Genomic DNA, 24630 nt, shown 5'->3' on the forward strand with positions numbered 1-24630 from the left:
CCTAGGAGTTTTTACCTTATTATTTCAAAAAACGAAACTACGTAGTTATTATATAGTAGTTCATTTTAATTTTCTTAATTCTATTTACCTATATTAGGATATTTTTTAGTTAATAAAGAATTAAAATGAATTCATGACTTTGTAATTCCAATTAAATAAAGTTAAAGAAATGTTAATCTGAATTTTCATCATAACTTTCTAAAACGCTAAAAAATCCTCAAGAAATAGATTAATTTCTCGAGGATTTCTTTAGATTATGACTCTGGTTGATTGGCCCCTGTTTCCGTAGCAGTGTGATACTAAGTTGCATTTTGATCAGTGGCAGTTGATGTTTCTTTTTTATGGATTTTTTCCCATGGTGTTCCTAAAAATGGGAGTGCCCAGCGGTCTAAACCATACCATCCAGCTATCTTCCATGCTAACACTAGCCATGTTGCCAGAATAAATAATAGTGGATTTGTGCTGACTGTTCCAGCAAATAAATAACAAACATTCATTAAACTTCCAAAAAATGCAGCAAAACCAGTTAGTAATCCTAATATTAGACCTAATCCAACTAGAACCTCACCGTATGCTACCAAATATGAAAAGAGTTTAGTATGTGGTAGAACGATATTTTTCAAAAAATCTGCATACCATCCGGATACATCTGGATGAGGTGTGTTTGCACTAGCTTTTGCTAATGCTCCTTCTGTAAAACCTTTGACTACCATTCCAGCTTTTGATCCAGTCCAGACTTCAGAGTTAACTTTATCCCATCCAGCTGAAAGCCATTCATAGCCTAAATATAATCGAACAATTAACCAAATCCACGCAGATTTACTACTATTAAACAAAAATCTTGAAACCGGATTTTCTCGAACAACAATTTCATGCTCCACCACATTGGAGTTTACCATTTGTAACCCTTCCCTTCTACAAATTACATAAAGTGAAACTTCCATCAGTGGGGTTTTTCATTTTCCCCCACTGATTAGTTAGGCCGACCAATTGGGCTTTTACGGGCAGTTATCCCCCACCTATCTTCTTCGCATCTCTCTTAATCTTGAGGTGGGGGTCTTACTGCCCATAAATGCGGGATAAAATTATTATTCTACATTTTAAGTAATATGTGGAAAGGTGTATTTTTATTTCTAATTCATACAGTTTAGATTGTATATTACAGCTTTTTTATCAAAAATTTTCCAATGTTATTCATACCGCATATCCTTCTAAACGATTCTCATTTTGTTTCGAATATAATTTTGGCCCAAAATACTAAAAAATACGAAACAATACTTTTCAAAAACTACTAAACAACAATTGAATATTTTTATATCAAAATTTAGAATGTTCTTATTTTTTATCTAACAAAACAATGTATAATAATTATGATATTCTGTTAATTTTCGATCTCTTTTTACACTCATATAAATATAAAGAAGGAGAGTAGAGTATGGGGGTACCTACACTATTATTAAATGCATTCATTATTATCCTTTGTATTCTTTGCTATCAAGTTTTTTGGTTAGATAGGGAAGGAAAAACTTTAAAGAATGATTTATTGATTTCCATACTTGCATCAATCGCAATTGTTCTATGTATGACATTTCCTTTCCACTATCAATCTGGATATATTTATGATTTACGCCTAATTCCAATCATTATAGCTCTATTATATGGAGGGCTAAGAAGTTTTGTTATTATTACCATCATCTATATTTCATACCGATTTTACTTAGGAGGAAATGGATTAATTCCTTCACTTATTGTTTATAGCATGACTGTTTCAATCACTATACTATTTAAATATTTAAAACCTTATTTTAAAAAAGGAAAAATGTTATTTTGTGCACTCATCATTTTTATGTGCACTTGTGCTTATGCTACCTTTGCTTTAGTAAACCAATTGAATATAAACGGCAGTATCTCTCCTACTTTTATTCATTTTATAATCAATTATATTGTCACGATTACCTTAACGGGATTAATCTCTATCTATTTAATTGAAGGAATGATTGAGAAGTATATAATGAAAGAGAAAATTCAGCGAGAAGAAAAATTTTATGCAATTAGTGAATTAGCTGCTGCTTTTGCGCATGAGATTCGAAACCCACTAACTGCAGTTTATGGATTCATGCAGTTATTTCAAAGAAACGAAATCCCTGAAATAAATAAGGATGAATATATACAAGTTATGTTGTCAGAGCTAGAAAGAACGCAACTTATTATTGATGATTATTTATCCTTAGCAAAGACACAGGATGTTCTACAAGACAAATTAGATATTAACTTAATAGTCAACCAGATAATTAATATTATTTCACCTCTAGCTACATTACATAATATTGAAGTGAAAAGTAGTATAAATAACTCACTTTTTATACATGCAAATTCCAATAAAATAAAACAGTGTTTAATAAACATCATCAAAAATGGGATTGAAGCAATGACCCAAGGTGGAACATTGCAAATCAATTTAAGAAATCTAGAGAATAATATTATCATTGAAATTATTGACTCAGGCATCGGAATGACTGCTGAGGAAATAAAGCGAATCGCCTTACCCTTTTATTCGTTAAAAGAGAAAGGAACTGGGCTCGGTACCATGATTGCATATGGCATAATTAAAGAATTAAATGGGGAAATACAAATAAAAAGTAAAAAGGGAAAAGGAACATGCTTTTCCATCATTCTGCCATCTATCTAATTCTAGCCATATCATGAAAACTTATTTACCAATAATACTTTTACTTAAATTGGGCCTAATAATGTTATAAGTATTTTCTAATTTGACTACAAATTAACTATGCGAGAAAATAAAAAGGAAGATATTAGAAAAGGAGGAATTAGAATGATCGTTGTTACAAATCGAATTAAAACCAAATTAGGTATGGCTGATAAAATGGCTCCCGGATTTACAAAACCAGGTGCTTTACAAGAAATGAAAGGCTTTGTAAAAGTAGAAGTTTTAATGACAAAAAACCTTACAGAACATGATGAACTAAATGTAAATATGTACTGGGAAACAATGGAAGACTTTATGCAATGGAAAAATAGTGATGCTTTCAAAGAATCACATAAAGGATCTGGTGCTCCTGGCCAAGAATCTCCTATTTTAGGTAGCCAAATCATTGTTGCTGAAGTTGCATCTGTTTTAGAAAAATAATTTTCTGATTATAGCTTTTTAAGTTAATTATTACATAAAAACACCTAACATCTTTGAAAAAAAAGATGAATAGGTGTTTTTTATTATTCTCAGTTAAAACTATTGTAAAAATGAATTCTTTTTCCATTTACTGGTATACAATGCATAAAAAAAATCCCCGCCTCTATCACCAGATAGAGGGCAACCTTCTTTATGCTATTTTATCAATACTAACTTTTTTTCCTTCCTTAAGCTGCTTCTTATATTCAGCAGTTGCCGTGAAAAGTACATCTGTGGATGAATTTAGAGCAGTTTCAAAGGAATCTTGTAAAACACCTATGATAAATCCTACACCAACAACCTGCATGGCAACATCAGCTTGGATTCCGAATAGGCTGCATGCCAGAGGAATCAGTAATAAGGAACCACCAGCAACTCCTGATGCTCCACAAGCACATATAGCTGACAGAACACTTAGGATTATTGCAGTAGGGATATCTACTTGAATCCCAAGAGTATGAACCGCTGCAAGGGTCAAAACAGAAATTGTAACAGCTGCACCACCCATATTGATTGTTGCACCTAATGGAATTGATACGGAATAGGTATCTTTATCTAAACCTAGATTTTCACATAGTCTCATATTTACGGGTATATTTGCAGCAGAACTGCGAGTAAAGAATGCTGTAATACCGCTTTCCTTTATGCATTTAAATACTAATGGATATGGGTTTTGCCTTAAAGCTATATACACAATGATCGGATTGACAACAAGAGCCACTAGGAGCATACAACCTAACAAAACGACAAGTAATTTTCCATAACTTAGCAAAGACTCAATTCCATTTGTGGTGATAGACTCAATGACTAGACCCATGATTCCTAATGGTGCAAACTTAATTACCCATGTAACCATTTTAGAAACTGAATCTGAAAAATTAGATATCATTGTTTTTGACGTTTCTGGAGCATTCTTTAATGTCAAACCTAGAAGTATAGCCCAAGCTAGAATACCGATATAGTTTGCATTATAAAGAGCTTTTACTGGGTTATCAACAATGTTCAACAGTAATTGTTTAAGAACCTCTGTCACCCCGCCTGGAGCGGTTAATTCCGTAGCTCCCTTTGTTAGTGTCAAACCTACAGGAAACATAAAGCTTACAATTACTGCAATTAGACCAGCTAAAAAGGTTCCCAAAAGATACAGAATAATAACAGATTTCATATTTGTTTGTTGACCACTCTTGTGCTGTGCGATAGCCGACATAACTAAAAAGAGTACTAAAACAGGTGCGATCGCTTTTAAAGCCCCTACAAATAAAGATCCTAATATGGCAACAGGTTTTGCAACTTCAGGTATCGTTACAGACATGATAATACCTATTATCAGACCTATAAATATTTGTTTTACCAGACTTATTTGATTCCACTTTTTCATCAGATTTTTCATTGAAATTCTCTCCCTTGTGGAAATTACATCTGATAATTCCCTAATAAATTTGTTTTTCTCTCGTGGATAATGATAGACGCATCTTTTGTTTAACAAATTTTTAATTTAAAATTAATAGTATTATAATGAATAGTCAGATATTTCACAATAGTGCTACAGTACTGATATCTCATAACTTATTTCGTTTGTTAGCCCCATACTAACGTGCTTACTTAAACTTCCAATAAAGCAAAATACCCTTCAAAGGACCTAACACCGATTTCTACTATGGGCATGACTTACAACACGTTCTAATTAAATAAAAAAGTAAGCGTTAAAATAGAAAACGCTTACTTTAATAATAAACTCCTTTATTTGTGATAAGTTTCACGGTAGTGTATCTAAATGAGGTTTGTCATCCCAATTAATTAAGAATCAAATCGCTTGTTAAACTCCTCAAAAACAGGCTCTGCTAGGATTACATTCTTTGTGTACCAGACCATACATAGAAACTAGATTCAGGAAATACACCTTGTAAAGAAATTTATGATTCAAATTCATTCTGAACTCCAGTTTCTTTAGCCATTTCACCTAGACTCGAAAAACAAACTTACTAAATGAATGATCGGTAAAATAGTAAAAAACAGCTAGTTTAGATGGATGCCAGCTGTTTTTTGTGTCTGAGAGATAAAGAGAGAACGGAGAGTTAGAATCGTATGAAGTCTGCTATTGCAAATGTCGTAGTTTATCAGGATTAGCAACCGCGTATATTGTCTGAATTCTGTTTCCACTAAAAGCAAAGGAGTACACATAGTGTAAGTGATTATCGAATGCTAAAATCAGTCCTGGTAGACCGTTGACAGATGTATATTTGATGGTAAACTTGCCTGCATACATTTTCATTAGGCTTTGAAGCAAATGAACCACTTTAGTAGCACCCAAAATTGGTATTTGTGCGGCTTTTACTTTGCCACCGCCATCTGAGTACAGTACGACATCTTCATTAACAAGGTCCAATAATTGATTTACGTTTCCATTTAAGATGGACTGTACAAACTCTTTTACTGTAGATTCCGCCATTGAAATCGAAGGCTGTTTCTTTGGATCATATTTCATGCTTTTTTTCGCACGGTGAAAAATTTGCCTGCAATTATCATTACTTTTCCCAAGTATTTCAGCTATTTCATCATAAGTGTATTGGAAGACTTCACGAAGCAAAAAGACGGCTCGTTCTATCGCATTTAGTTGTTGTAATAATAGCAAATATGCGGTGGAGATGGATTCTTGTTGTAAAAAGGCTTGTGAAGGATCGTTGGGTACATTCTCTAATTCTAGTAATGGTTCCGGAAGCCACGGTCCAACATATACCTCACGTTTTTTTGCGGATGACCGAATCAAATCTAAACAGCGATTTGTGACTATCTTACATAGATACGCTTTTTTGTTTTCAATATCTTCGTTGTTAGGGAGCTGATTAATGGTTATAAACGCTTCTTGGACAATATCTTCTGAATCCATGACGCTCCCTAACATGCGGTAAGCTAAAGAAAAAAGCAGAGATTGATAGGTTTGATAAAGTACATCCATACTCATAATTTGATTACCTCTCTAGTATTTAATATTTGTGAAACAGCTCGTTTAGCGCTAGCTACAGATGCATCAGCGAGTAGCTCTCCATGTGAGACCCAGTCACCAGCAACATATAGTCCCTCAATTTCAGAAACAGCAGGGCCTGGATTCTCTATTCTTTTCATATGAGGAAAATCGTTGACAACGGTTATTTTCGGCAGGAACTGTCTTGCAACTAATTCATTCCGCCAGCCAGGTTGAGCCACATCTAATACTTTTTCCAAATCACTCTCATCCTTCGCTGCATCTGTTTGTGGACCATGATATTTAAAAAGCGAAATCACTTTTGTCCCATTATCACTCAAGATAGCTGGTCTTGGTTTTCCCTCCCGTGATTGGTGAGTAAAGAATATTGGTTGATCCAATCCATAAATAAATTGATGCTTTGGATAAGGCAAATGTCGCAATCCAACATCTAAACACGCGACGGTAACAGGGATAGTTTGCTTATTCCACATTTCGAGTGCTGTTTGATCCGCATGGGGAACTAGTTTGTGAGAAATAGAAGGTGGTGTAGTTAGTACAACATTCGATGCTTCAATTCTAGTACCATCCTTACATAAAATTGAGTGTACTTTTTGATCTTGATGTTCGACCGCAACCACTTTACAACCTGTTATCAGCTCCACCCCTTGTTGAACAGCAAGTTCACGTAGTTCTTCTACTAATGTCCCCCAGCCTTTATCGAGATACAAGACTCCTTTTAACGAACGCTGCACTTGCTTTAAGGCAGGACCAGCAGCGTGTAATTCAGGTGCAAACACATAAGTAGATGTTCGGAGCAGCGCATAGAACACGTTTCGGAGCATTGGATCATGTAATTGAGTTTCAATCCAATCGCGTATACTGATCTGGTTCCAAACACTTGTGTCCATTTTTCCTAATTTAATGATCCATTTTGCCAACTCGATCTTACCTCCCCAACTTAGGAGAGGCGTTTGCAAGAAGGAGGATATGTTTGTTGGTATAGGTAATAATTGTTCTTTCCACAAGCCGTAAGCATCAACAGACGGTGTGCTTCCATCAAGTCGTAATCCGAGTTCACGAAATGCTTCATATGCTTCGCCTTTATACACTGCATGCCCGCCTAAATTAAAATATACCCCCTGCTTTTTGTTGGTGATGGCTCTGCCTCCCAATTGCTTTTGCTGTTCCAATACAATTGTTCGTTTCCCTGCTTTTGCTGCATAGATCGCAGCCGTCAAACCCGAAATTCCCCCACCTACAATAGCCACTTTATATTTTGTCATTGTCATCATCCCTTTCGATTATTTACTAATATAACGGATGAAGGAATGAATCTGTGACGAAATTGGAGGAGAAAATTTTTATTGAAATGGATTGAGAAAATTAGCGGAACCGAAGATCGGAGGAAACAATACATTCGTCTTTCAAAAGAAGGAAAAGCTATGATGAACGAGTCCTTTGATTGTATCGAATCTCGCTTCTTAGAAAGAATACAAAATGCTTCGAAAGAGGAATTAGAAAAAATTGGCCTAGCCTTTGATATTCTTCAGTCAAAACTATTTTTTTGATAAATATGACATACAAAAATGGACTATCTCATAAGCTAGTTTACCTACTTATGAGGTAGTCCATTTTTTTAAAATATTTTCTTTAACTCCCACTTATCATTCATTCTCTATTGATTTCAAAAACGAAAGGATAGCAGTATTCATCTGCTCTAATCCTGATTGTTCAATCGGTAAATGACCAGCACCCTCTAATATTACGTATTCCTTTTTACATTTTAAATTATCAAAAAATGGTTTACTGAAACTATAAGGGGTCATTGGGTCTAATTCAGGATGGACAAGTAATACCGGACAAACATCGAAATTTTCAGGTTTTATTACCGGTTTCATATTAAAAAAAGTTCTTAATAATTGCAAAGGTATTTTCGTATTTGCCGCATAATCATCTTTCATAATAAGTTTGGTTATTTCAATGTTATTCGAAATCAATTGCATGCGAGAGACTTTATTAACAGAGATATACAAGGAATCTAAAAAGAGAGGAAATTTGTCCATTAAAAATTTACCTATCCGACTAATAAATTTGTTAGGAGCTAATTGATCACGAACTTTCGAATTACTTGTATCAACAAATGTAGTTGCAATTAACCCTTTAACTTGTTTACTTTGTACAGCAGTATGGTAAGCTAACATACCTCCTATACTAGTGCCTACCAAAATAACAGGTTTGCCGTCCAGCTTCAATTCCCTATCAATCAATTCTGTAAGTATGTCAATCCATAGTTGATAACTCAACATTTTAACTGAATTCGTAAAACTTAAACCATAAGGCGGTAGATCTGGTAACACTACTTCATAACCGTATTTTTGCAATATCCGTGCATAAGGAACTAATAATCTGCCATATCCCCCAGCGCCATGAATGAACACAATTTTTAATTTTGCTTCTGGTGAAGGCAAACGATCAAGATGAATATGAACATTATTCCAAATCATCCATTCTTCTATTGGCAAATTATTATCATTTATCTGCATTTCTACCGGAAAAAATTTTTGATATTGTTTCCAATATCCTATCGATTCATTATATGTTGAAAGCATATCCATTAATTTTCACTTTCTCTCCTTCTAATTAGAGATTTGGCTCACATTGTATACCTTTAACTGTATATTTCTATTGTTCTTTCGTTTTTCCTCTTTAGCACTATCAACTAACAAAACCTACTTCTAAATAAATCAACAAAGTTTTGAGCAGCTTTCGATAAGTAATGATTCTTCAGCCATATTAATCCTACTGAGGCATTCAAACTTGTACTAGAAATTTTTTGAGCGTGTATTGGATAACCTTTATGCAGTTTAAGTAAGGTTTCTGGAACAATGGACGCACCAAAGTCAGATGAGACTAAATTCATCAAGAGGGTAATGTCAGAACACTCACCTATAATATTAGGTTGAAGGTTGAATTTAGAAAATGCCTCAAAAATCAAATAATGTACACCTAATCCTTCTGTACTCGGTAAAATGAGTGGATAGTTTTGAATTTCATCTAGTGTGACTTCATGATCCATCGGTTTATGATTTTTTGATGTTATAAAATAAAATGGCTCTGTGTAAAGATAAAGAACTGATAAGTTTTCTAAATCCAATGGCAATCGAATGAACGCCAGCTCAACTTTCCGCTCTCTTACTAATCTGCAAAGATGAGAAGATTCATTTTGCTGAATTTTATATGTAATATTAGGATATTGTTTTTGAAATTGTTGTAGTAATTCAGGTAACTCTACAACTGAAAACGTATTAATGCCGATCGTTATTCTTCCATTTACTCCATTTTCTACTTCCTTGACTTCCATTTTTGCCTCTTCCATTAATTGAGTCATCTTCAAGGCGTATTTATATAAGGTTTTCCCTGCTTCTGTTAATTCTAAAAATTTCCCACTTCTCTCTATTAATTTTGAGCCAAGTTCCTCTTCCATTGATTTTAGTTGTTGGCTTAATGGTGGCTGAGAGATATGGAGCCTTTCAGCAGCAGCTGAGATTTTTCTTTCCTCAACAATTGCTATAAAATATCGCAGTTGTCTAATGTCCATCTAAGAATCACTCCTTTTGTATACGAAAAAAGTAAGTAAAACTTATTTTTTTAATATTTTTCATATAGTTAACTCCATGTTAGCATATTTGTATAAGAGGAAAAAGGAACTGTAATATTGTAGTTTCTTTTCATAGTCTATTTTTTATTTTGTTATTTCTCAAATGTTCACAAATAGAAAAACGAAGAATTAATCATTAGTTATAAGGAGGATAAATAAGTGACGGATAATGCCTACTGGTTAACGAATGCCAAACTAGAAGTCGGTTACCACTATAAAGATGGTATAGTTTCAGGAACAAAAACAGATCTTTTCCATGTTCGCATTGAAGATGGAAAAATAAATGAAATAATCTCTGCTAACCAACCTTTGGAAACAAATTTACCTAAACGAGATGCCAAAAATTATTTAATGCTTCCATCTTTTAGAGATATGCACATCCATATCGATAAGACATATTATGGAGGCCCTTGGAAGGCACCAACGATACCTACTAAAGGAATTATGACAAGATTAGAAGAAGAGCGTGAATTACTTCCTCTCCAATTGCCTGTTGCGGAAGAAAGAGCGAAAAAATTACTAGAATTGCTGATAAACTCAGGTTCAACTCACATTCGTACTCATTGCAATGTTGATCCTGTTATTGGGTTGAAAAATCTAGAAGCAGCTTTACAGGCAGTGGAAGCTTTTAAAGATAAAGCTTCTGTAGAAATAGTCGCTTTCCCTCAGCATGGTTTACTAAGAAGTAATTCTATTAAACTAGTTAGAGAAGCATTGCGCAGTGGTGCTACTATTGTAGGTGGTGTTGACCCAGCTACAATTGATGAAAATATTGAGAAATCATTACAAACTGTAATGGAACTTGCTGTAGAAGCAAATGCAGGTATTGACCTTCATATTCATGACCCTGGTCATCTTGGTATTTTCACGTTTAAGCGATTGGCATCTTTAACAGAAGAAGCTGGATGGCAAGGAAGAGTCACATTAAGTCACGCACTCGCTCTTGCTGATATTCCAATGAAAGAAGCAAGTGAAGTAGCAGAGTTACTAGCTCATCATGGTATTTCGATTACATCAACTGTTCCTCTTGGAAGAACGATTCCAATACCTTTATTAAAGGAAAAAGGAGTTAACGTATCTCTAGGAGATGATAGTATTACGGATCACTGGTCTCCATTCGGAAAAGGAGACAGTCTCGAAAAAGCTGGAACATTAGCTGAGCGTTTTAGCTTAAGTGATGAACGTTCACTTGGACAAACTTTAGGATTTATAACTGGAGGAGTAACCCCTTTAAATAAAGATGGAGAACGCGTTTGGCCAAATGTAGGTGACGATGCTGATCTCGTTTTTGTCGATGCAAGCTGTTCTGCTGAAGCTGTTGCAAGGAGAGCAAAAAGAGTAGCCGTATTATTTAAAGGTAATTTAGCATCTGGAGTATTTTAATAATTTCGAAAATAAAAGGAGAAATATGATATGAGCTCAACTTTTTGGCTAACAAATGCCTTATTAGAGACATGCTACCAATATAATCATGGAGTAATAACTGGCACAAAAAAGGATTGTTTCCATTTATTAATTAGGGATGGAAAAATTTCAATGATACTATCTTCTAACGAAACAATTTTAGACGATTTACCTCAAAAGGACGCCAAAGGATTGTTGGTTCTTCCATCTTTTATCGAAAAACATTGTCATTTGGATAAAACTCTCCTAGGTGACAAATGGCGCTCAGTCACACCTGTTAGCAGTATTTTTGAACGACTTGAAATCGAGAAAACTGTCCTACCAAACTTAGAAACTACTACACAAGAACGTGCAGAAAAGTTACTAGATAATTATTTAAAAACTGGAGTAACCCATGTACGTACACATGTTGATATCTATCCTGAAGTTGGATTAAAGAATTTAGAAGAAGTTCAAAAAGCATTGCAAACTTTTGAAGGAAAGTTATCTTATGAAATCGTTGCATTTCCGCAACATGGTTTATTGAGAACTAAGGCAAAGGATTTAGTAAGAGAAGCTCTACGCCAAGGAGCAAGCCTTGTAGGTGGAGTTGATCCAGCTACTGTGGATGGTGATATTGAAGCTTCTTTACAAGAAATGGTTGAACTTGCTGTTGAAGGAAATGCGGGAATCGACTTACATTTACATGATTCAGATCATCTAGGGATCTTCACAATGAAACGCTTGGCTCAGCTTACGAAAGAAGCTGGTTTACAAGGAAAAGTTGCGATTAGTCATGCATTCGGACTTGGAGATATCACTCCATCTCAATTAGAAGGCGTTGCAGAACAATTAGCTGATGCAGGGATCACCATTATTACGAGTGTGCCAATTAACCGAAAGTTTCCACCTGTTGATGTATTACGTAAAAAAGGTGTAACAGCTGCTGTCGGTTGTGATAATATCTTTGATGTTTGGTCACCATTTGGAAATGGAGATGTTTTAGAACGTGCCGGTCGGTTAGCAGAATTTTCAAGATGGATAGACGAACAATCATTAGCACAAACCCTCAATTTTATTACAGGTGACAAAGCACCACTTAATGATAATGGAGAACAAGTATGGCCTCAAGTTGGCGACGATGCGAGCATCGTGTTAGTTGATGCATCTTGTTCCGCTGAAGTCATTGCAAGAAGGTCGAATAGAATAGCAACGATGTTCAAAGGAAAAATCGTTTCTGGTTCTATTGGATAATAGTAAAAATCAAATAAATATAGCAAAGGACTGTCTATGTTTTCTAGACAGTCCTTTTACCAACATATATTTATAATCAAACACAATAAACAAGTTCCCCATTAATAAATGTAGCCTGAACGTTTAATTCTTGATCAAACAAGACAATATTCGCTTTTTTACCAGGCTCTAGACTACCTACTTCATGGTCAATTTTTAGCAGTTTTGCTTGGTTAAGACTAACCATTGGCAAAATATTTTCCAGTGGCGTTCCGAGTATCTTTTTTACATTTTTTAAGCATTCCAGTAAATTAGTTGTACTACCTGCTAATGAGCCTGTTTCAACTGTCCGGGCAATTTTATTTTTCACTTCAACTGCTAATGTCCCTAGATTATACTGTCCATCTGGTAAATCGGCAGCTGCCATCGAGTCACTAATTAAGATGACACGATCATTCCCTTTTGCTTTATACAATAGCTTAATTGCCCCGGGATGAACATGGTGTAAATCAGCAATACACTCGCAATAACATTGGTCATTTGTTAGCACAGCTCCTACACAGCCAGGATCGCGATGATTAAACCCTCTCATCCCATTATAAGTATGTACAGCTACTCTTGCCCCGTTTTCAATCGCATGATTCGTTGTATCATAATCTGCATTGGTGTGTCCGATCGATACATGAATCCCTTTTTCCGTTAAAAATTGAATTGCTTCAATCGCAAATTCTTTTTCTGGAGCAATTGTTATCACTTTAATTGTATTGTTAGAGACCTCTATTAACTCGATCAACTCATCAATAGATAGTTCGCGAATAAATTTAACCGGATGCGCTCCGCGATGCTTTGTTGTAATATATGGCCCCTCTACATAAGAGCCAATTATTTCGGCACCTATTGTTTGATCCATCGTCTCATTAACTACCTTTATCGCCTTCTTAATCTGTTCAAAATCATGTGTAAGTGTAGTTGGCAAAAAACCAGTTACCCCGTGCTGTGCAAGTGACATGGACATTTTTTGCAAAGAATCGATACTTCCGTCCATCGTGTCATTTCCGCTAATTCCATGAATATGGATATCAATCATTCCTGGAATGGCCAGGCAATTGGAAAAGTCCAAAATCTCACATGAAGGCTTTTTAGTTGTAATTTCGTGAATTTTCCCGTTTAGAATTAGTAAATAACCTGTATCGATCACTTGCTCCGGTGTATAAATTTTTTCTGCCTTAATCGCCTTCACTCTAATTCCTCCCCCCCCTTAAATTTCAAAACATCCAACAGAATAATTAATAGGCAACATCACTGAAAAATGCTGCCTAACCCCTATCAAATTCATACTTGTAATTTATTTAGTTTCTTTAATAATATGTAGCATGCTCCATACAATCCAGCGTCATTTCCTAAGTGTGAAGGGTAGACTATGTTGCCCTGATTATATATAGGCATGATTTCCTTTTTCAATTCAATGTTGATATCTTGAATAAATTGGTCAGCATGCTCAGTAATTCCGCCACCGATAATGATCGCCTCTGGGTTAAGAAGATGAACAACATTTGTCAGCCCAATGCTAATAAAACGAATAAATTTTTTGTATACGGATAAAGCAATTGGATCCTCTTCCGTAACCAGCTTAAAAATTTCTTCTCCTGAAATTCTCTCAACAACTTCGCCATGCTTTTTCTTTTCCTCAATAAAATCATTTACTAAAGCCGATGTGGCAGCATATCGTTCATAGCAGCCTTTCCGGCCACAACCGCAAGGGCGTCCTTCACTGACAATAACGGTATGGCCCAATTCACCTGCTAGATGATGAGATCCATTTACAATCTTGCCGTCTATAACAATGGTACTACCTATCCCTGTTCCTAAAGTTAAAAAAACAACATTTCGCTTTCCTTGAATTGCACCTTTCCACATTTCACCTAAGCAGGCGCTTTTCACATCATTTTCAACACTAACAGGTAATTGCAATTGGTTAAATAAAATTTCAGCAAGCTTCATACCGGAGTAGCCCGGAAGATTATTGGAAAATAAGACTTCTCCTCTTTCATGATTGATCAGTCCACAAGAAGAGATTCCGATTCCTACGATTTGAAAATCATTTTGTAGTAATTTTACCCTCTTAACTAGGAATTCAGGAAGCGATTTTTGTAGATTACTTTTAGGGGTCATTGCTTTATCTTTGAAAATCATTTTTCCATTTCGATCCAATAATCCAAATTTGATAAATGTGCCTCCTATATCAAAACATACGATATAGTCCACCTTACTCACCTCCTACTATTTCACTCACCTTAATGACATTTAGGAAGGATTTTACTTGTGATAGGTCGATCATTCCTGTTCTCTCTGATACTGCATTTGACATTCCGCAGGCACATGCCCACTTGAGTACATCTTCAATTGGATACCCTTTAGAATGCGCGTATATGAAACCTGCAAGCATACTATCTCCCGATCCCACTGGATTAACAGCCATTAAAGTCGGGATATCCGCCTGAAGAACTCGTCTGCTATTGACTAATAGTGCTCCGTTTTTACCTAAAGAGAGCAGAACGAACTCTACTCCCTTTTGACAAATAGCTTGAGCATGCCATATCATATCCTCCAAGGAAACTTGCCATTCTCCAATCAACTTGCAAAATTCTTCTTTATTCGGTTTGATTAAAAAAGGTTTCCCGTGGATCCCTTGAGCTAACGACTCACCACTTGAATCTAACAGTAAATACTTTCCTTTTTGTTTAGCTTTTTCTGCCAACTGCCGATAAAAATCAGACTCTAACCCACATGGCAGACTGCCAGAAACCACAATATATTCATTGGATCCAAGAAGGATATCTAAATTTTCCAAAAATTCTTCTTTTTCATTCTCCATTATCTTAGGACCTTGTTCAAGGATTTCTGTATGACCTTCCTTTGATTCAATTGCAATACAAACTCTTGTTTCATCTTTAATTGGTACCCAGCAATTAATTAAATTCCAATTAAGAAGTTGCTCAGCAATCCACTCTCCATTTTTGCCGCCTAGAAATCCAGTACACGTAACCTCTATCCCTAATTGAGATAATACTCGGGAAACGTTAAGTCCCTTACCTCCTGGAGTTCTGTCTATAGACGAAACACGGTTCACCTCATTCAATTGAATAGCTGGAAGACAGTATCTAGTATCAATAGCTGGATTTAATGTTACTGTAGCAATCATTTTCCTACCCTCGATTCACACTGCCGCACATTTTAATTTTATCAGCAGTTACCTTCTTCATTTCAGATACAGCATCTTGAAAATAATGCCTTGGATCATTTGCCTCTGGGTGCTCATGTAAATATTTACGTAACCCTTTAACGAATGCCATTTTTAGTTCAGTGGCAATATTTACTTTACAAATTCCTTGATTAATTGTTTTTTGTACTAACTCATCTGGTAAACCTGAACCACCATGAAGAACTAATGGGATGTTAACCTCCCTTTGAATATTAGTTAATCGTTCCAAGTCTAATTTTGGTTCTCCTTTATAAAGACCATGGGCTGTACCAATAGCTACCGCTAAAGAACTAATTCCAGTTCGGGATACAAACTCCTGGGCTTGTATTGGATTTGTATAGATCTGATCTTTTTCATCTACCTCTAAATCATCTTCAACCCCACTAAGTCTGCCAAGCTCAGCTTCAACTGCCACACCAAATGGAGCAGCAAATTCTACCACCTCACGGACAATTCGAACATTTTCTTCAAAGTCATAATGAGATGCATCAATCATAACAGATGGAATCCCTTTTTGGATCAAAGCTTTAATATCATCAACTTTTTCATGGTGATCGAGATGAAAACAAATTGGAATATCGTAGCTTTTTTTAGCTGCATCCATCATACCAATTAGAAATTCCTGACCAATATAGTTAACTGTACTAGGCGTTACAGCAATCATAACTGGGGACCGTAGCTCCTGAGCCGTTTCTAAAACAGTTTTCATCGTTTCTAAGTTATGAATATTAAAAGCAGGAACTGCATAGCCATTTGCCTGTGCATCTGATAACATCGCACTTCGAGAAATGATCATCATATTTTCCCTCCATTATTCAATCCATTTACAAAAGGATGGATGGTGACTCCTTTAACAACCCTGTTAACCACCCCTGATGGTGAAGGATTATCTGGAAAAAAGCCGAGATTAATAGATTTATACATTGCAAAGATTTGAGCATATAAAATATAAGGGAAAGTAAGTAGAATGTCTTCATTAATTTTAGGAAGATTCGCACAATAGAAAAGATCAGAATAGTTTTCAGCAGCTACATCCTTTAGAGAGGAAATCGCTACAACCTTTCCCCGATCCTTTTCTCGATAGATTTCTTCTAAAATATCAAGATCGTATTTTCTTGTGTAGGAATCACTCGATAAGAAGACGAATACAATTGTATCTTTATCTAAAATAGACTTCGGTCCGTGCCGGAATCCTAGTGAAGTATCAAAGCTAGAAGGAATCATACCGCCCGTTAACTCTAACAATTTTAAAGACGCCTCTCTTGCTAACCCTTCAAATACCCCTGAACCTAAATAAACAACCTTAGAGAAACTGGAAGCCGCTAGTTCTTTTAGACTTTTTTCACTCTCTTTTATAATCGAATCACCGGCAGAAATAAGATCCTCAAACGTTGTCTCAAACTTATGAATCTGTTCAATATGAAAAAGAAGTAAAACTGAGAGAAGCATGGTCGTAAAACTACTCGTCATTGCAAAGCTTTGATCATTCGCGTCCTCTGGCATATAGATGACTAAGTGCTTTTCATCATTTTTCTTGTTCACAGATAATAGTCCATCTTGATTACATGTAAAGATAATTCCATAAAAATCATCTATGATTTTTTCACCTAAGTGAATTGCAGCCAAACTTTCTGGACTATTCCCTGAACGGGCAAAGGAAATCATGATCGTTGGAAAGTTCTTATCTAAATAAGAATGAGGATTCGAAACAATATTCGTTGTAGCAATGCTCTCCACCACTCTTTTTTTGTTGTTTACAATCTGTTTTAGATGGGGTAGGATGGTGTCGCCGACAAAAGCAGACGTACCAGCTCCTGTCAAGATAATCCGAAGTTGATCATACTTTCTTTCAATATTATTTAAAAAAGAAAGAATTCGATCTCTATTAGAAAAAAGTATTTCCTTTGTCTCATTCCATAATCTAGGCTGCTGAGCTATTTCTTTCGCAGTATGGCTGGCACCAACAGTCTTTCTATCAATTTCACTTGATTTTAATAGCTCCATACATTCTCCTCCTATCAAACTGTTCATGTCATCATTACCAGTTTAACTAAAATAGATACACACAGTATCTATTTCAGCTCTACCGTATAAGTAAATTTATCCCCTCTAGCAATAGAAATCGTATACTCAATCACTTTGCTTTGGTCATAGGTAATACGTTTTAGCATAAGACATGGAGCGCCTTCAATAATGTTTAACATTTCTGCTTCTACCTTATTGGAGCTAACCGCCATAAAACTTTCCATTGCACTTGAAATAGTCACGTTATACTGAGAACGAAAGATTTCATACATTGGCGTATGCTCTAATTCTTGACTTGAAAGATTTTTAAAATCATTCACTGGAACATAAGATGTTTCGTATAACATCGGTTCCTTGTCTGCCAGCCTTAATCGGATAATCTTAAATACTTCTTCTTCATTCGAAAGATTCATAGCTTTTGCTATTTTAGTATCACAGAACATTTTTTCAAAAGAAACAACCACAGTAGTTGGTATTTTTCCAGCTTTCTTCATTTCTTCTGTAAAACTATAAAATTTCACTAGACTTTGATTGTATGTTTTTGGTGAAACATAAGTTCCTTTACCATGAATTTTATAAATATATCCTTGCTTTTCCAGCTCCTGCATAGTCTGTCGTACCGTTGTCCGGCTGACTTGATAGGAATCACATAATTCTCTCTCTGATGGAAGCTGATCATTTTCGGCAAGTTCACCTGATTCGATTTTTGCTAATAAAATATCCATTAATTGATAATAAAGTGGAAGTCGAGAATCCTTTTCTACCATGATTAGCTCCTTTAGGTGGTATCTTTGTAATAACCAGTTAGTTATAAGTATATTATACATAATTTTCAGAGAATTACCACATTAGGTTGTAGTAGAATGTTTTACAAAACTTCTTCTTTAGTCATTTTCAGCTTTTTTACATAATCCTTTAATGAAACCATAGCACCAGAAACCCTTGATTCCTCGGCGGCATAGGCAATCATATGACTTTGAGCTGAAACACTAGCTGACGTTAAGCTACCTCTGTCCTTCTCATTAACACTGCGTATAAAATCAACCATAATACTCGTATCTGCACCCATATGCCCACCGTTCACTGTTGCAGGATTAATCATTTCCTTTTGTCCTGAAAAATAATTGATTTCAATCTTATTTTTCACATCATTTCCACTAATTTCACCTTTTGTTCCCATAATTTTAAAGTCTCGGAAAATTTCATTTGTAAAGGCTGTCATCGTGAAAGCAACTGTCACATCATTTTCAAATAATAAATTGACTACCTGATGATCGACAACATCATTATCACAATGATACACACAGCGTCCATAAGGACCTTCTTGAATTTCCTTTAGTCTGCTTTCAAGGCTAGCGTTTGCCGAAATGGCATTTGCCGGCCAAACATCACGATCATTTAAATACCACTTTGCCGCTGAATATGGACATTCCTTTTCGACTTTACAGCCATCCAAGCAACGATATGTCGAGCCTTTAGGGGCATTTTCCTTTTTAAAATAAGTTAAGCTTCCATAAGAGGAAACACTCTTACACTCAGTTCCAATCAACCATGCTAACATATCCATATCATGACAGCTCTTTTGCAATATCATTGGGCTTGATTCACTTGAATTTCTCCAGTTGCCACGGACAAAACTATGAGCATGATGATAATATCCTACATTTTCATTCCATTGAATTGACACGACCTCACCAATTACTTTTCGATCAACAATCTCTTTTAACGCTTGATAAAATGGAGCATATCTCATAACGTGGCAGACCGTTAATAAAGTATTGTGTTTTTCGGCTGCTTCGGCGATTTCTAATGTCTCAATCGGAACAGGTGACATTGGTTTCTCTAACAAAATACTATATCCTTTTTCAATTGCTTTCATAACAGGCTTATAATGTGCTCGGTCCGGACTACAAATCAAGAGCGCCTCACAAAGTTGTTCTTTTTCTAACAGCTCCGTCCAGTCTTCGAATCTCATATTCTCTGGAATATGATGAGCTTCTGCAAATTTTTCTCTCTTTTCTTTGTTTGGTTCAGCTACTGCAACAAATTGAATTTCATGAGGATACTGGAGTGCATATGATCCATAAGCATAAAATCCTCTACTTCCTGCACCAATTAAAGCTGCTTTCATATCTAATTCCTCCTAGCTATGTAGATTATTATTTTCCACCTGTGATGGCAATTCCTTCAATAAATTGCTTTTGCAAGATGATAAATAAGATAAGCATTGGCAAAATGGCTAAGAAAGAGCCAGCCATCAAAACTGGATAGTTTGTTAAATATTGCCCCTGTAGTGATGATAACCCAGAAGCTAGAGTCATTGAATCAGGTGAACTATTGACAATCATCGGCCACATTAATTCATTCCAGCTCCACAGAGTAGTAAAAATCCCTAAAGCGATCAATCCTGGCTTTGCTAACGGTAACATAATCCGCCAATAAATTTGAAAATGATTGCAGCCATCAAGTCTAGCAGCTTCTTCTAACTCCTTTGGAAGCCCCATAAAAAATTGCCTTAATAGAAAAGTACCGAATGCACTAAATAACCCTGGAACTATTATAGCTTGCAATGTATTTAACCAGCCTAATTTCACCATAATCATATATTGTGGCAATAAAAAAACTTGGCCTGGTACCATCAAAACAGATAATGCTACTAAAAATAGAATATTTCTACCAGGAAATTCAATCCTTGCAAATGCATAAGCAGCTAGCGAACATAAAAACAATTGGCCAACTGTCCGAATGACCGTAACAATAACAGTGTTAAACATAAATTTGAAAAAAGGAAGTAAAGTAAAGACCGCTTTGTAATTTGTCCACTGAAAATCTTTTGGAAAAATAACAGGTGGAACATGAATCGACTCCGCATAAGTTTTTATAGAGGTTAGTAACATCCATATAAAAGGAAAGACCATCGCAATCGAGCCGACAATTAGAATAAAATGAACGAATGTTTTACTTGAAAGAAGTTGTCTTTTATTTTCCAATCGTTACTCCTCCTTTAGTCATAATGAACCCACTTTTTCTGTAATACCATTTGAATCGCAGTAATGATCAGGATAATAAATAATAACAAGACAGCAATTGCAGCTGCATACCCTTTATCATTTAACACGAATGCATGCTGATAAAATAAATACACAATCGATTGAGTATGTTCCAAAGCTGGACTGCCAGTTCCGATCATCATGAAAATTAAATCAAACACTTGAAACGCTCCTATTAAGGACATGACGGTTACGAAGAAAATAACTGGAGTTAGTAATGGTAAGGTTATTTTAAAGAATACCTTGATGGGACCAGCTCCATCAATCTCTGCTGCTTCGTAATAAGTTTTCGGAATCCCCTGCAGACCTGATAAGAAGATTACCATGTTATAACCAATTCCACTCCAAATCGCTACTACAATAACCGAATACAAAGCAATTTTAGGATCACTAACCCACTGAGGACCCTTTATTCCGAAAATAGATAAAAGATAATTTAAGAGTCCATAGTCAGAATTATAAAGCCACTTCCATACCATGGCTATAGCCGCTGGCATTGTAATGACCGGCAAAAAATATAATGTTCTATAAACTGATTTCCCTTTAATTTTTTGGTTTAAGAGAACCGCTACAATAATTGAAAGGAAAATCCCAATTGGAACGGTAAAAATAATATAAATTCCCGTGTTCTTGAACGACTGTAAAAGGTTAGAATCATGTAGCATTCGTTTATAGTTACTTAATCCCGCCCATGCATATTGTCCAAATGCTCCCCATTCAGTGAAACTAAAATAAAAAGTTTGAATGATTGGCCAAAGATAAAAAATGAATAAGCCCAACATAGTAGGAGCAATCATACAATATGCCCAAAAGTAATCTGAACGCTTCCTTGTCTTAGTTAAGGTTGGGATCTTTAATTTTCGATTCTCTTGCATCTCAACTTGCAAGGGCATTTCCTTCACTGTATTCCCTCCTTTTTAAGGAAAATAAAGAGAAGAAAAAACTTCTCCTCTTCATTTTTTCTAGTTCTTAGCTAGTGCATCATCTGCCTGTTTCGTTAACTCTTTTACAGCATCATCTACACTCTCTTCTCCGCTCCAAGCCTTTTTCAGAATATCTGTTTCATATTGCCAAATTTCCCCTGTATTTTTCACACTAGGTAGTGGAACAGCATAATCAAGTTCATCAATAAAGGCTTTAAGGTTCAAATTCGGAACAGATTGTAACCATGCATCTTGGGTTCCATTAAAAGCAGGAATAACTGTTCCTGTTTTAGCAAATACTTCAGCCGCATCTTTAGAGCCTAGGAACTGTACAAACTTCCAAGCAGCATCCTTATGCTTTGTATTCGCTGAAATAACATTGGCTAACCCATGAATTGAAACCGCACGTTGTTTTCCTTTTGGTAAAACAGTAACATTTAAGTCTGGATTTTTCTTATATTCTGGAACCATCCAAGGTCCATCAAACATCATTGCAATTTTTCCTGAAGAGAATAATTCAGAAGGGGCTGTTTCTGTCATTTGAGCTTGTGTTGGAGATAACCCTTCCTTAATAAAACTAGTAGCATATTTAAGTGCCTCAATTGCCTCAGGTTGATCAAAACCAACAGACTTTCCATCTTTAGGAATGATATGACCACCATTTTGCCAAATTAAATCATAATAACCACATTGGTTAGTCAAAACTGATGCATATCCCCAAATACCTTTAGCTTTATTTGTCAGTTTTTTCGCTACTTCTTTTAATTTATTCCAGTCCCATGTGTCATCCGGATATGGCACGCCTGCTTCATCAAAAATCTTTTTATTATACCAAAATCCTGTCGTATCAAAATCTTTTGGGATTCCATAAACTTTTTCATCAACTGTATAAAGATCAACTAATGATTTTGGATAATTATCTAAGCTATAATTATATTTTTTAACTAGGTCATTAATTGGAAGAAGCACGTTACCTTTTGCATATTGGACGATGTGTGGACCATTCATCCATAAAACATCTGGCAATGCCCCGCCTGTTGCGGCTGTCTCAAGCTTTTGGAAATACTGTTTATAAGGAGTAAGTTCCGTCTTCACTTTAATATTCGGATACTTTTTATTAAATAATTTTATAATGTCTTGAATCGCAGGGAGTTGATTTTTATCCCATAATCCATAAGTAATTTCGACTTTCCCATCTTTCGCATCACCTGATGATTGATCACTACCACATCCGGCTAACCCTAGTAATCCTAAGGCTATGGTTAAAAGCATAATAAGCCATTTTTTCATCATGTTTCCCTTCCTTCTACTGAAAGTATAAAAGATTATCAACCTATTAAGATTTCTTTGTCGTCATGATGTTATTACCAGTTGATTTGTAAAGGCTTACAAAAAAGTCTAATGGACCATATGAATAACTTTTATCACTCCCTTGTAACAACTTAATTAGTAATGATGTCATTACCAGTTTATGATAGTATATCACCTCTTATTCGAATTCTAAATATAAATTTATTTAATTTTCAAAAAATTAAATCGACATATTTCAACATCATCGTTAACTTACAAGGTTGTTTTCGTATACATTGTTGCTATTTTAGAATGCGATAGTTGATTACAACTCCAGGATGCTCCCTTTCCGTTGTAATCAACTTCTGCCTTTTAAATTAATAATCTCAAAAGCAACCATCTTCTTGAAAACAACCACTTTCTATTTACTCCCTTTTCTCATTAATTCTAGGGTTAAATAAAAGTAGCCTTATGTGTTATTTTTTAACCTCTTATCCATTAGTTCAGCCATTTGTTTCGAATTTGGTTTTCCTTCATTTTCTAATTTATTAATAATGTTAAGATAATCCGTTTCATTTCGGTTCTGACTTAATTTATATGCAGCCTGAATTTCTCCCACCTTAATCTTAAATCCAACTATACCTTTCAGTTCACTTTCTAAGAGGTGAGGAGAGAGTTTATCCCATAAAACAAGATTTTCACGATTTATTTCATATTTTTCCAGCATTATTGTTAATTCTTCTATTAATTCATCTTTCTCTAATATGCTTGCTTTCCCATATACATGGACAGCTTGATAATTCCATGTTGGAACTTCTTCATGTCCATACCAAGAAGAAGATATGTAAGCGTTCGGTCCCTGAAACATAACTAGCACATCTTCACAGGTTTCAAATGTTTTCCACTGAGGATTTCCATTAGCCATATGTCCAGTAAAATAGTAATCCTCACCTTTTTTATTTAAACCCAGAGGCAAATGAGTGGCAATTGGTTTCCCTTGTTCTGTTGTGACAATCGTGCCAAAGGAATTTTTTTGAACAAAGTCCCAAATTTCTTCAACATTTGTGACCTTATAATAATTTGGAATATACATAATAATCCACCTTCCAAAAAAATTTATATGAGTGTTTTGATCATTATAAAGTCTGTTTGTTCTTCATCACCCATATAAAAAGAGTGGGCTCTAGTTTGGACAAACCCCATTTTCTTATAAAAAGTAATAGCATTCTCATTTTTTTCCCATACGCCTAGCCAAATTTTCTTTTTATCACATTCCATGGCAATTTCCATAGCTGTATTTAACAGATTTTTACCAAGCCCATGTTTTTGAAAATTGTTCTTTATATAAATCCTCTCGATTTCAAGTGATTCATTACCCATTTCTTCAGACTGAGCATCATTGGTATTGACCTTTAAATATCCAGCGACTTCATTATTAAAATAAACAAAAAAGAATTGAGAAGAGATATTGGATAATTCTTCTTCTAATTGTTCTAAGTTAAATGCTCTTTCCAAATAGGTATTCATATTTTCAGGTGAATTCTGATGTTTAAATGTCTCATTAAATGTTTCATAACTAATTTCTTGTAGTTTGCGTGAATCTTCAAGAGTACACTTTTTTATATCTATAGTCATTTAAATATGTCGCTCCTTT

General features: G+C 35.2%; 23 protein-coding genes. 5 read left to right on the plus strand and 18 right to left on the minus strand.

What is annotated here, in order from left to right; translation table 11 throughout:
• Positions 1-299: 299 nt before the first annotated feature.
• On the minus strand, positions 300-899 hold the full coding sequence (locus J5Y03_RS00280) for a DoxX family membrane protein (RefSeq protein ID WP_209401165.1): 600 nt from the start codon (positions 897-899) through the stop codon (positions 300-302).
• A gap of 536 nt (positions 900-1435) precedes the next feature.
• On the opposite strand from J5Y03_RS00280, the gene J5Y03_RS00285 reads away from it, so the two are divergent.
• Positions 1436-2689, plus strand: a complete 1254-nt coding sequence (locus J5Y03_RS00285; protein WP_209401168.1) for an ATP-binding protein — start codon at positions 1436-1438, stop codon at positions 2687-2689.
• 144 nt (positions 2690-2833) lie between these two features.
• A complete protein-coding gene (locus J5Y03_RS00290; RefSeq protein ID WP_209401170.1) occupies positions 2834-3148 on the plus strand; it encodes a heme oxygenase in 315 nt (104 codons plus the stop codon).
• A 190-nt stretch (positions 3149-3338) separates the two neighbouring features.
• Here J5Y03_RS00290 and sstT read toward each other — a convergent pair whose 3' ends face one another.
• From sstT to J5Y03_RS00305, 3 genes are all read right to left on the minus strand, one after another.
• Positions 3339-4577, minus strand: coding sequence for a serine/threonine transporter SstT (gene sstT / locus J5Y03_RS00295; RefSeq protein WP_209401173.1), 1239 nt, complete (start codon positions 4575-4577; stop codon positions 3339-3341).
• Between the two features lie 705 nt (positions 4578-5282).
• Entirely contained in the window at positions 5283-6149 is an 867-nt protein-coding gene (locus tag J5Y03_RS00300; protein ID WP_209401175.1) for an RNA polymerase sigma-70 factor, read from the minus strand.
• Positions 6146-7435, minus strand: a complete 1290-nt coding sequence (locus tag J5Y03_RS00305; RefSeq protein ID WP_209401177.1) for a phytoene desaturase family protein — start codon at positions 7433-7435, stop codon at positions 6146-6148. The genes J5Y03_RS00300 and J5Y03_RS00305 overlap by 4 nt, the downstream gene beginning before the upstream one ends.
• An 81-nt stretch (positions 7436-7516) precedes the next feature.
• Here J5Y03_RS00305 and J5Y03_RS00310 point away from each other — a divergent pair, with 81 nt between their 5' ends.
• A complete protein-coding gene (locus J5Y03_RS00310) occupies positions 7517-7720 on the plus strand; it encodes a helix-turn-helix domain-containing protein (protein WP_209401179.1) in 204 nt (67 codons plus the stop codon).
• A 96-nt stretch (positions 7721-7816) separates the two neighbouring features.
• Here J5Y03_RS00310 and J5Y03_RS00315 read toward each other — a convergent pair whose 3' ends face one another.
• Positions 7817-8767, minus strand: a complete 951-nt coding sequence (locus J5Y03_RS00315; RefSeq protein WP_209401181.1) for an alpha/beta hydrolase — start codon at positions 8765-8767, stop codon at positions 7817-7819.
• Between the two features lie 104 nt (positions 8768-8871).
• On the minus strand, positions 8872-9750 hold the full coding sequence (locus J5Y03_RS00320; protein ID WP_209401184.1) for a LysR family transcriptional regulator: 879 nt from the start codon (positions 9748-9750) through the stop codon (positions 8872-8874).
• 219 nt (positions 9751-9969) lie between these two features.
• Here J5Y03_RS00320 and J5Y03_RS00325 point away from each other — a divergent pair, with 219 nt between their 5' ends.
• Together J5Y03_RS00325 and J5Y03_RS00330 are read left to right on the plus strand one after the other, a co-directional pair.
• Positions 9970-11193 (plus strand): amidohydrolase family protein, encoded by a 1224-nt coding sequence (locus J5Y03_RS00325; RefSeq protein WP_209401186.1) that lies wholly within the window; start codon positions 9970-9972, stop codon positions 11191-11193.
• Positions 11194-11223: 30 nt separating this feature from the next.
• Positions 11224-12447 carry an amidohydrolase gene (locus tag J5Y03_RS00330; protein ID WP_209401188.1) on the plus strand — a complete coding sequence of 408 codons (1224 nt, stop codon included), beginning with the start codon at positions 11224-11226 and terminating at the stop codon, positions 12445-12447.
• 76 nt (positions 12448-12523) lie between these two features.
• Here J5Y03_RS00330 and nagA read toward each other — a convergent pair whose 3' ends face one another.
• The 12 genes from nagA to J5Y03_RS00390 form a co-directional block, all read right to left on the minus strand.
• Positions 12524-13666, minus strand: coding sequence for an N-acetylglucosamine-6-phosphate deacetylase (gene nagA, locus J5Y03_RS00335; RefSeq protein WP_209401190.1), 1143 nt, complete (start codon positions 13664-13666; stop codon positions 12524-12526).
• Positions 13667-13758: 92 nt separating this feature from the next.
• Positions 13759-14691 carry an ROK family protein gene (locus J5Y03_RS00340; protein ID WP_209401200.1) on the minus strand — a complete coding sequence of 311 codons (933 nt, stop codon included), beginning with the start codon at positions 14689-14691 and terminating at the stop codon, positions 13759-13761.
• 1 nt (position 14692) lies between these two features.
• Positions 14693-15628 (minus strand): 1-phosphofructokinase, encoded by a 936-nt coding sequence (pfkB, locus tag J5Y03_RS00345; RefSeq protein ID WP_209401202.1) that lies wholly within the window; start codon positions 15626-15628, stop codon positions 14693-14695.
• Positions 15629-15632: 4 nt separating this feature from the next.
• On the minus strand, positions 15633-16484 hold the full coding sequence (gene gatY / locus J5Y03_RS00350) for a tagatose-bisphosphate aldolase subunit GatY (RefSeq protein WP_280849257.1): 852 nt from the start codon (positions 16482-16484) through the stop codon (positions 15633-15635).
• A complete protein-coding gene (locus tag J5Y03_RS00355; RefSeq protein ID WP_209401207.1) occupies positions 16484-17692 on the minus strand; it encodes an SIS domain-containing protein in 1209 nt (402 codons plus the stop codon). Before J5Y03_RS00355 ends, gatY begins: the two co-directional genes overlap by 1 nt.
• A gap of 68 nt (positions 17693-17760) precedes the next feature.
• Positions 17761-18480 (minus strand): GntR family transcriptional regulator, encoded by a 720-nt coding sequence (locus J5Y03_RS00360; protein WP_209401209.1) that lies wholly within the window; start codon positions 18478-18480, stop codon positions 17761-17763.
• 101 nt (positions 18481-18581) lie between these two features.
• Positions 18582-19844 carry a Gfo/Idh/MocA family protein gene (locus tag J5Y03_RS00365; protein ID WP_209401211.1) on the minus strand — a complete coding sequence of 421 codons (1263 nt, stop codon included), beginning with the start codon at positions 19842-19844 and terminating at the stop codon, positions 18582-18584.
• 28 nt (positions 19845-19872) lie between these two features.
• Positions 19873-20631, minus strand: a complete 759-nt coding sequence (locus tag J5Y03_RS00370; RefSeq protein ID WP_209402162.1) for a carbohydrate ABC transporter permease — start codon at positions 20629-20631, stop codon at positions 19873-19875.
• 86 nt (positions 20632-20717) lie between these two features.
• Positions 20718-21638: a carbohydrate ABC transporter permease gene (locus J5Y03_RS00375; protein WP_245208694.1), complete on the minus strand. Its 921-nt coding sequence runs from the start codon at positions 21636-21638 to the stop codon at positions 20718-20720.
• Positions 21639-21725: 87 nt separating this feature from the next.
• Entirely contained in the window at positions 21726-22976 is a 1251-nt protein-coding gene (locus J5Y03_RS00380) for an ABC transporter substrate-binding protein (RefSeq protein WP_209401213.1), read from the minus strand.
• Positions 22977-23445: 469 nt separating this feature from the next.
• On the minus strand, positions 23446-24069 hold the full coding sequence (locus J5Y03_RS00385; RefSeq protein WP_209401215.1) for an FMN-binding negative transcriptional regulator: 624 nt from the start codon (positions 24067-24069) through the stop codon (positions 23446-23448).
• Between the two features lie 23 nt (positions 24070-24092).
• Positions 24093-24611 carry a GNAT family N-acetyltransferase gene (locus J5Y03_RS00390; protein ID WP_209401217.1) on the minus strand — a complete coding sequence of 173 codons (519 nt, stop codon included), beginning with the start codon at positions 24609-24611 and terminating at the stop codon, positions 24093-24095.
• Positions 24612-24630: the final 19 nt, after the last annotated feature.

This window comes from Gottfriedia endophytica (genome assembly GCF_017814275.1).
Taxonomy (GTDB): Bacteria; Bacillota; Bacilli; order Bacillales; family Bacillaceae_G; genus Gottfriedia; species Gottfriedia endophytica.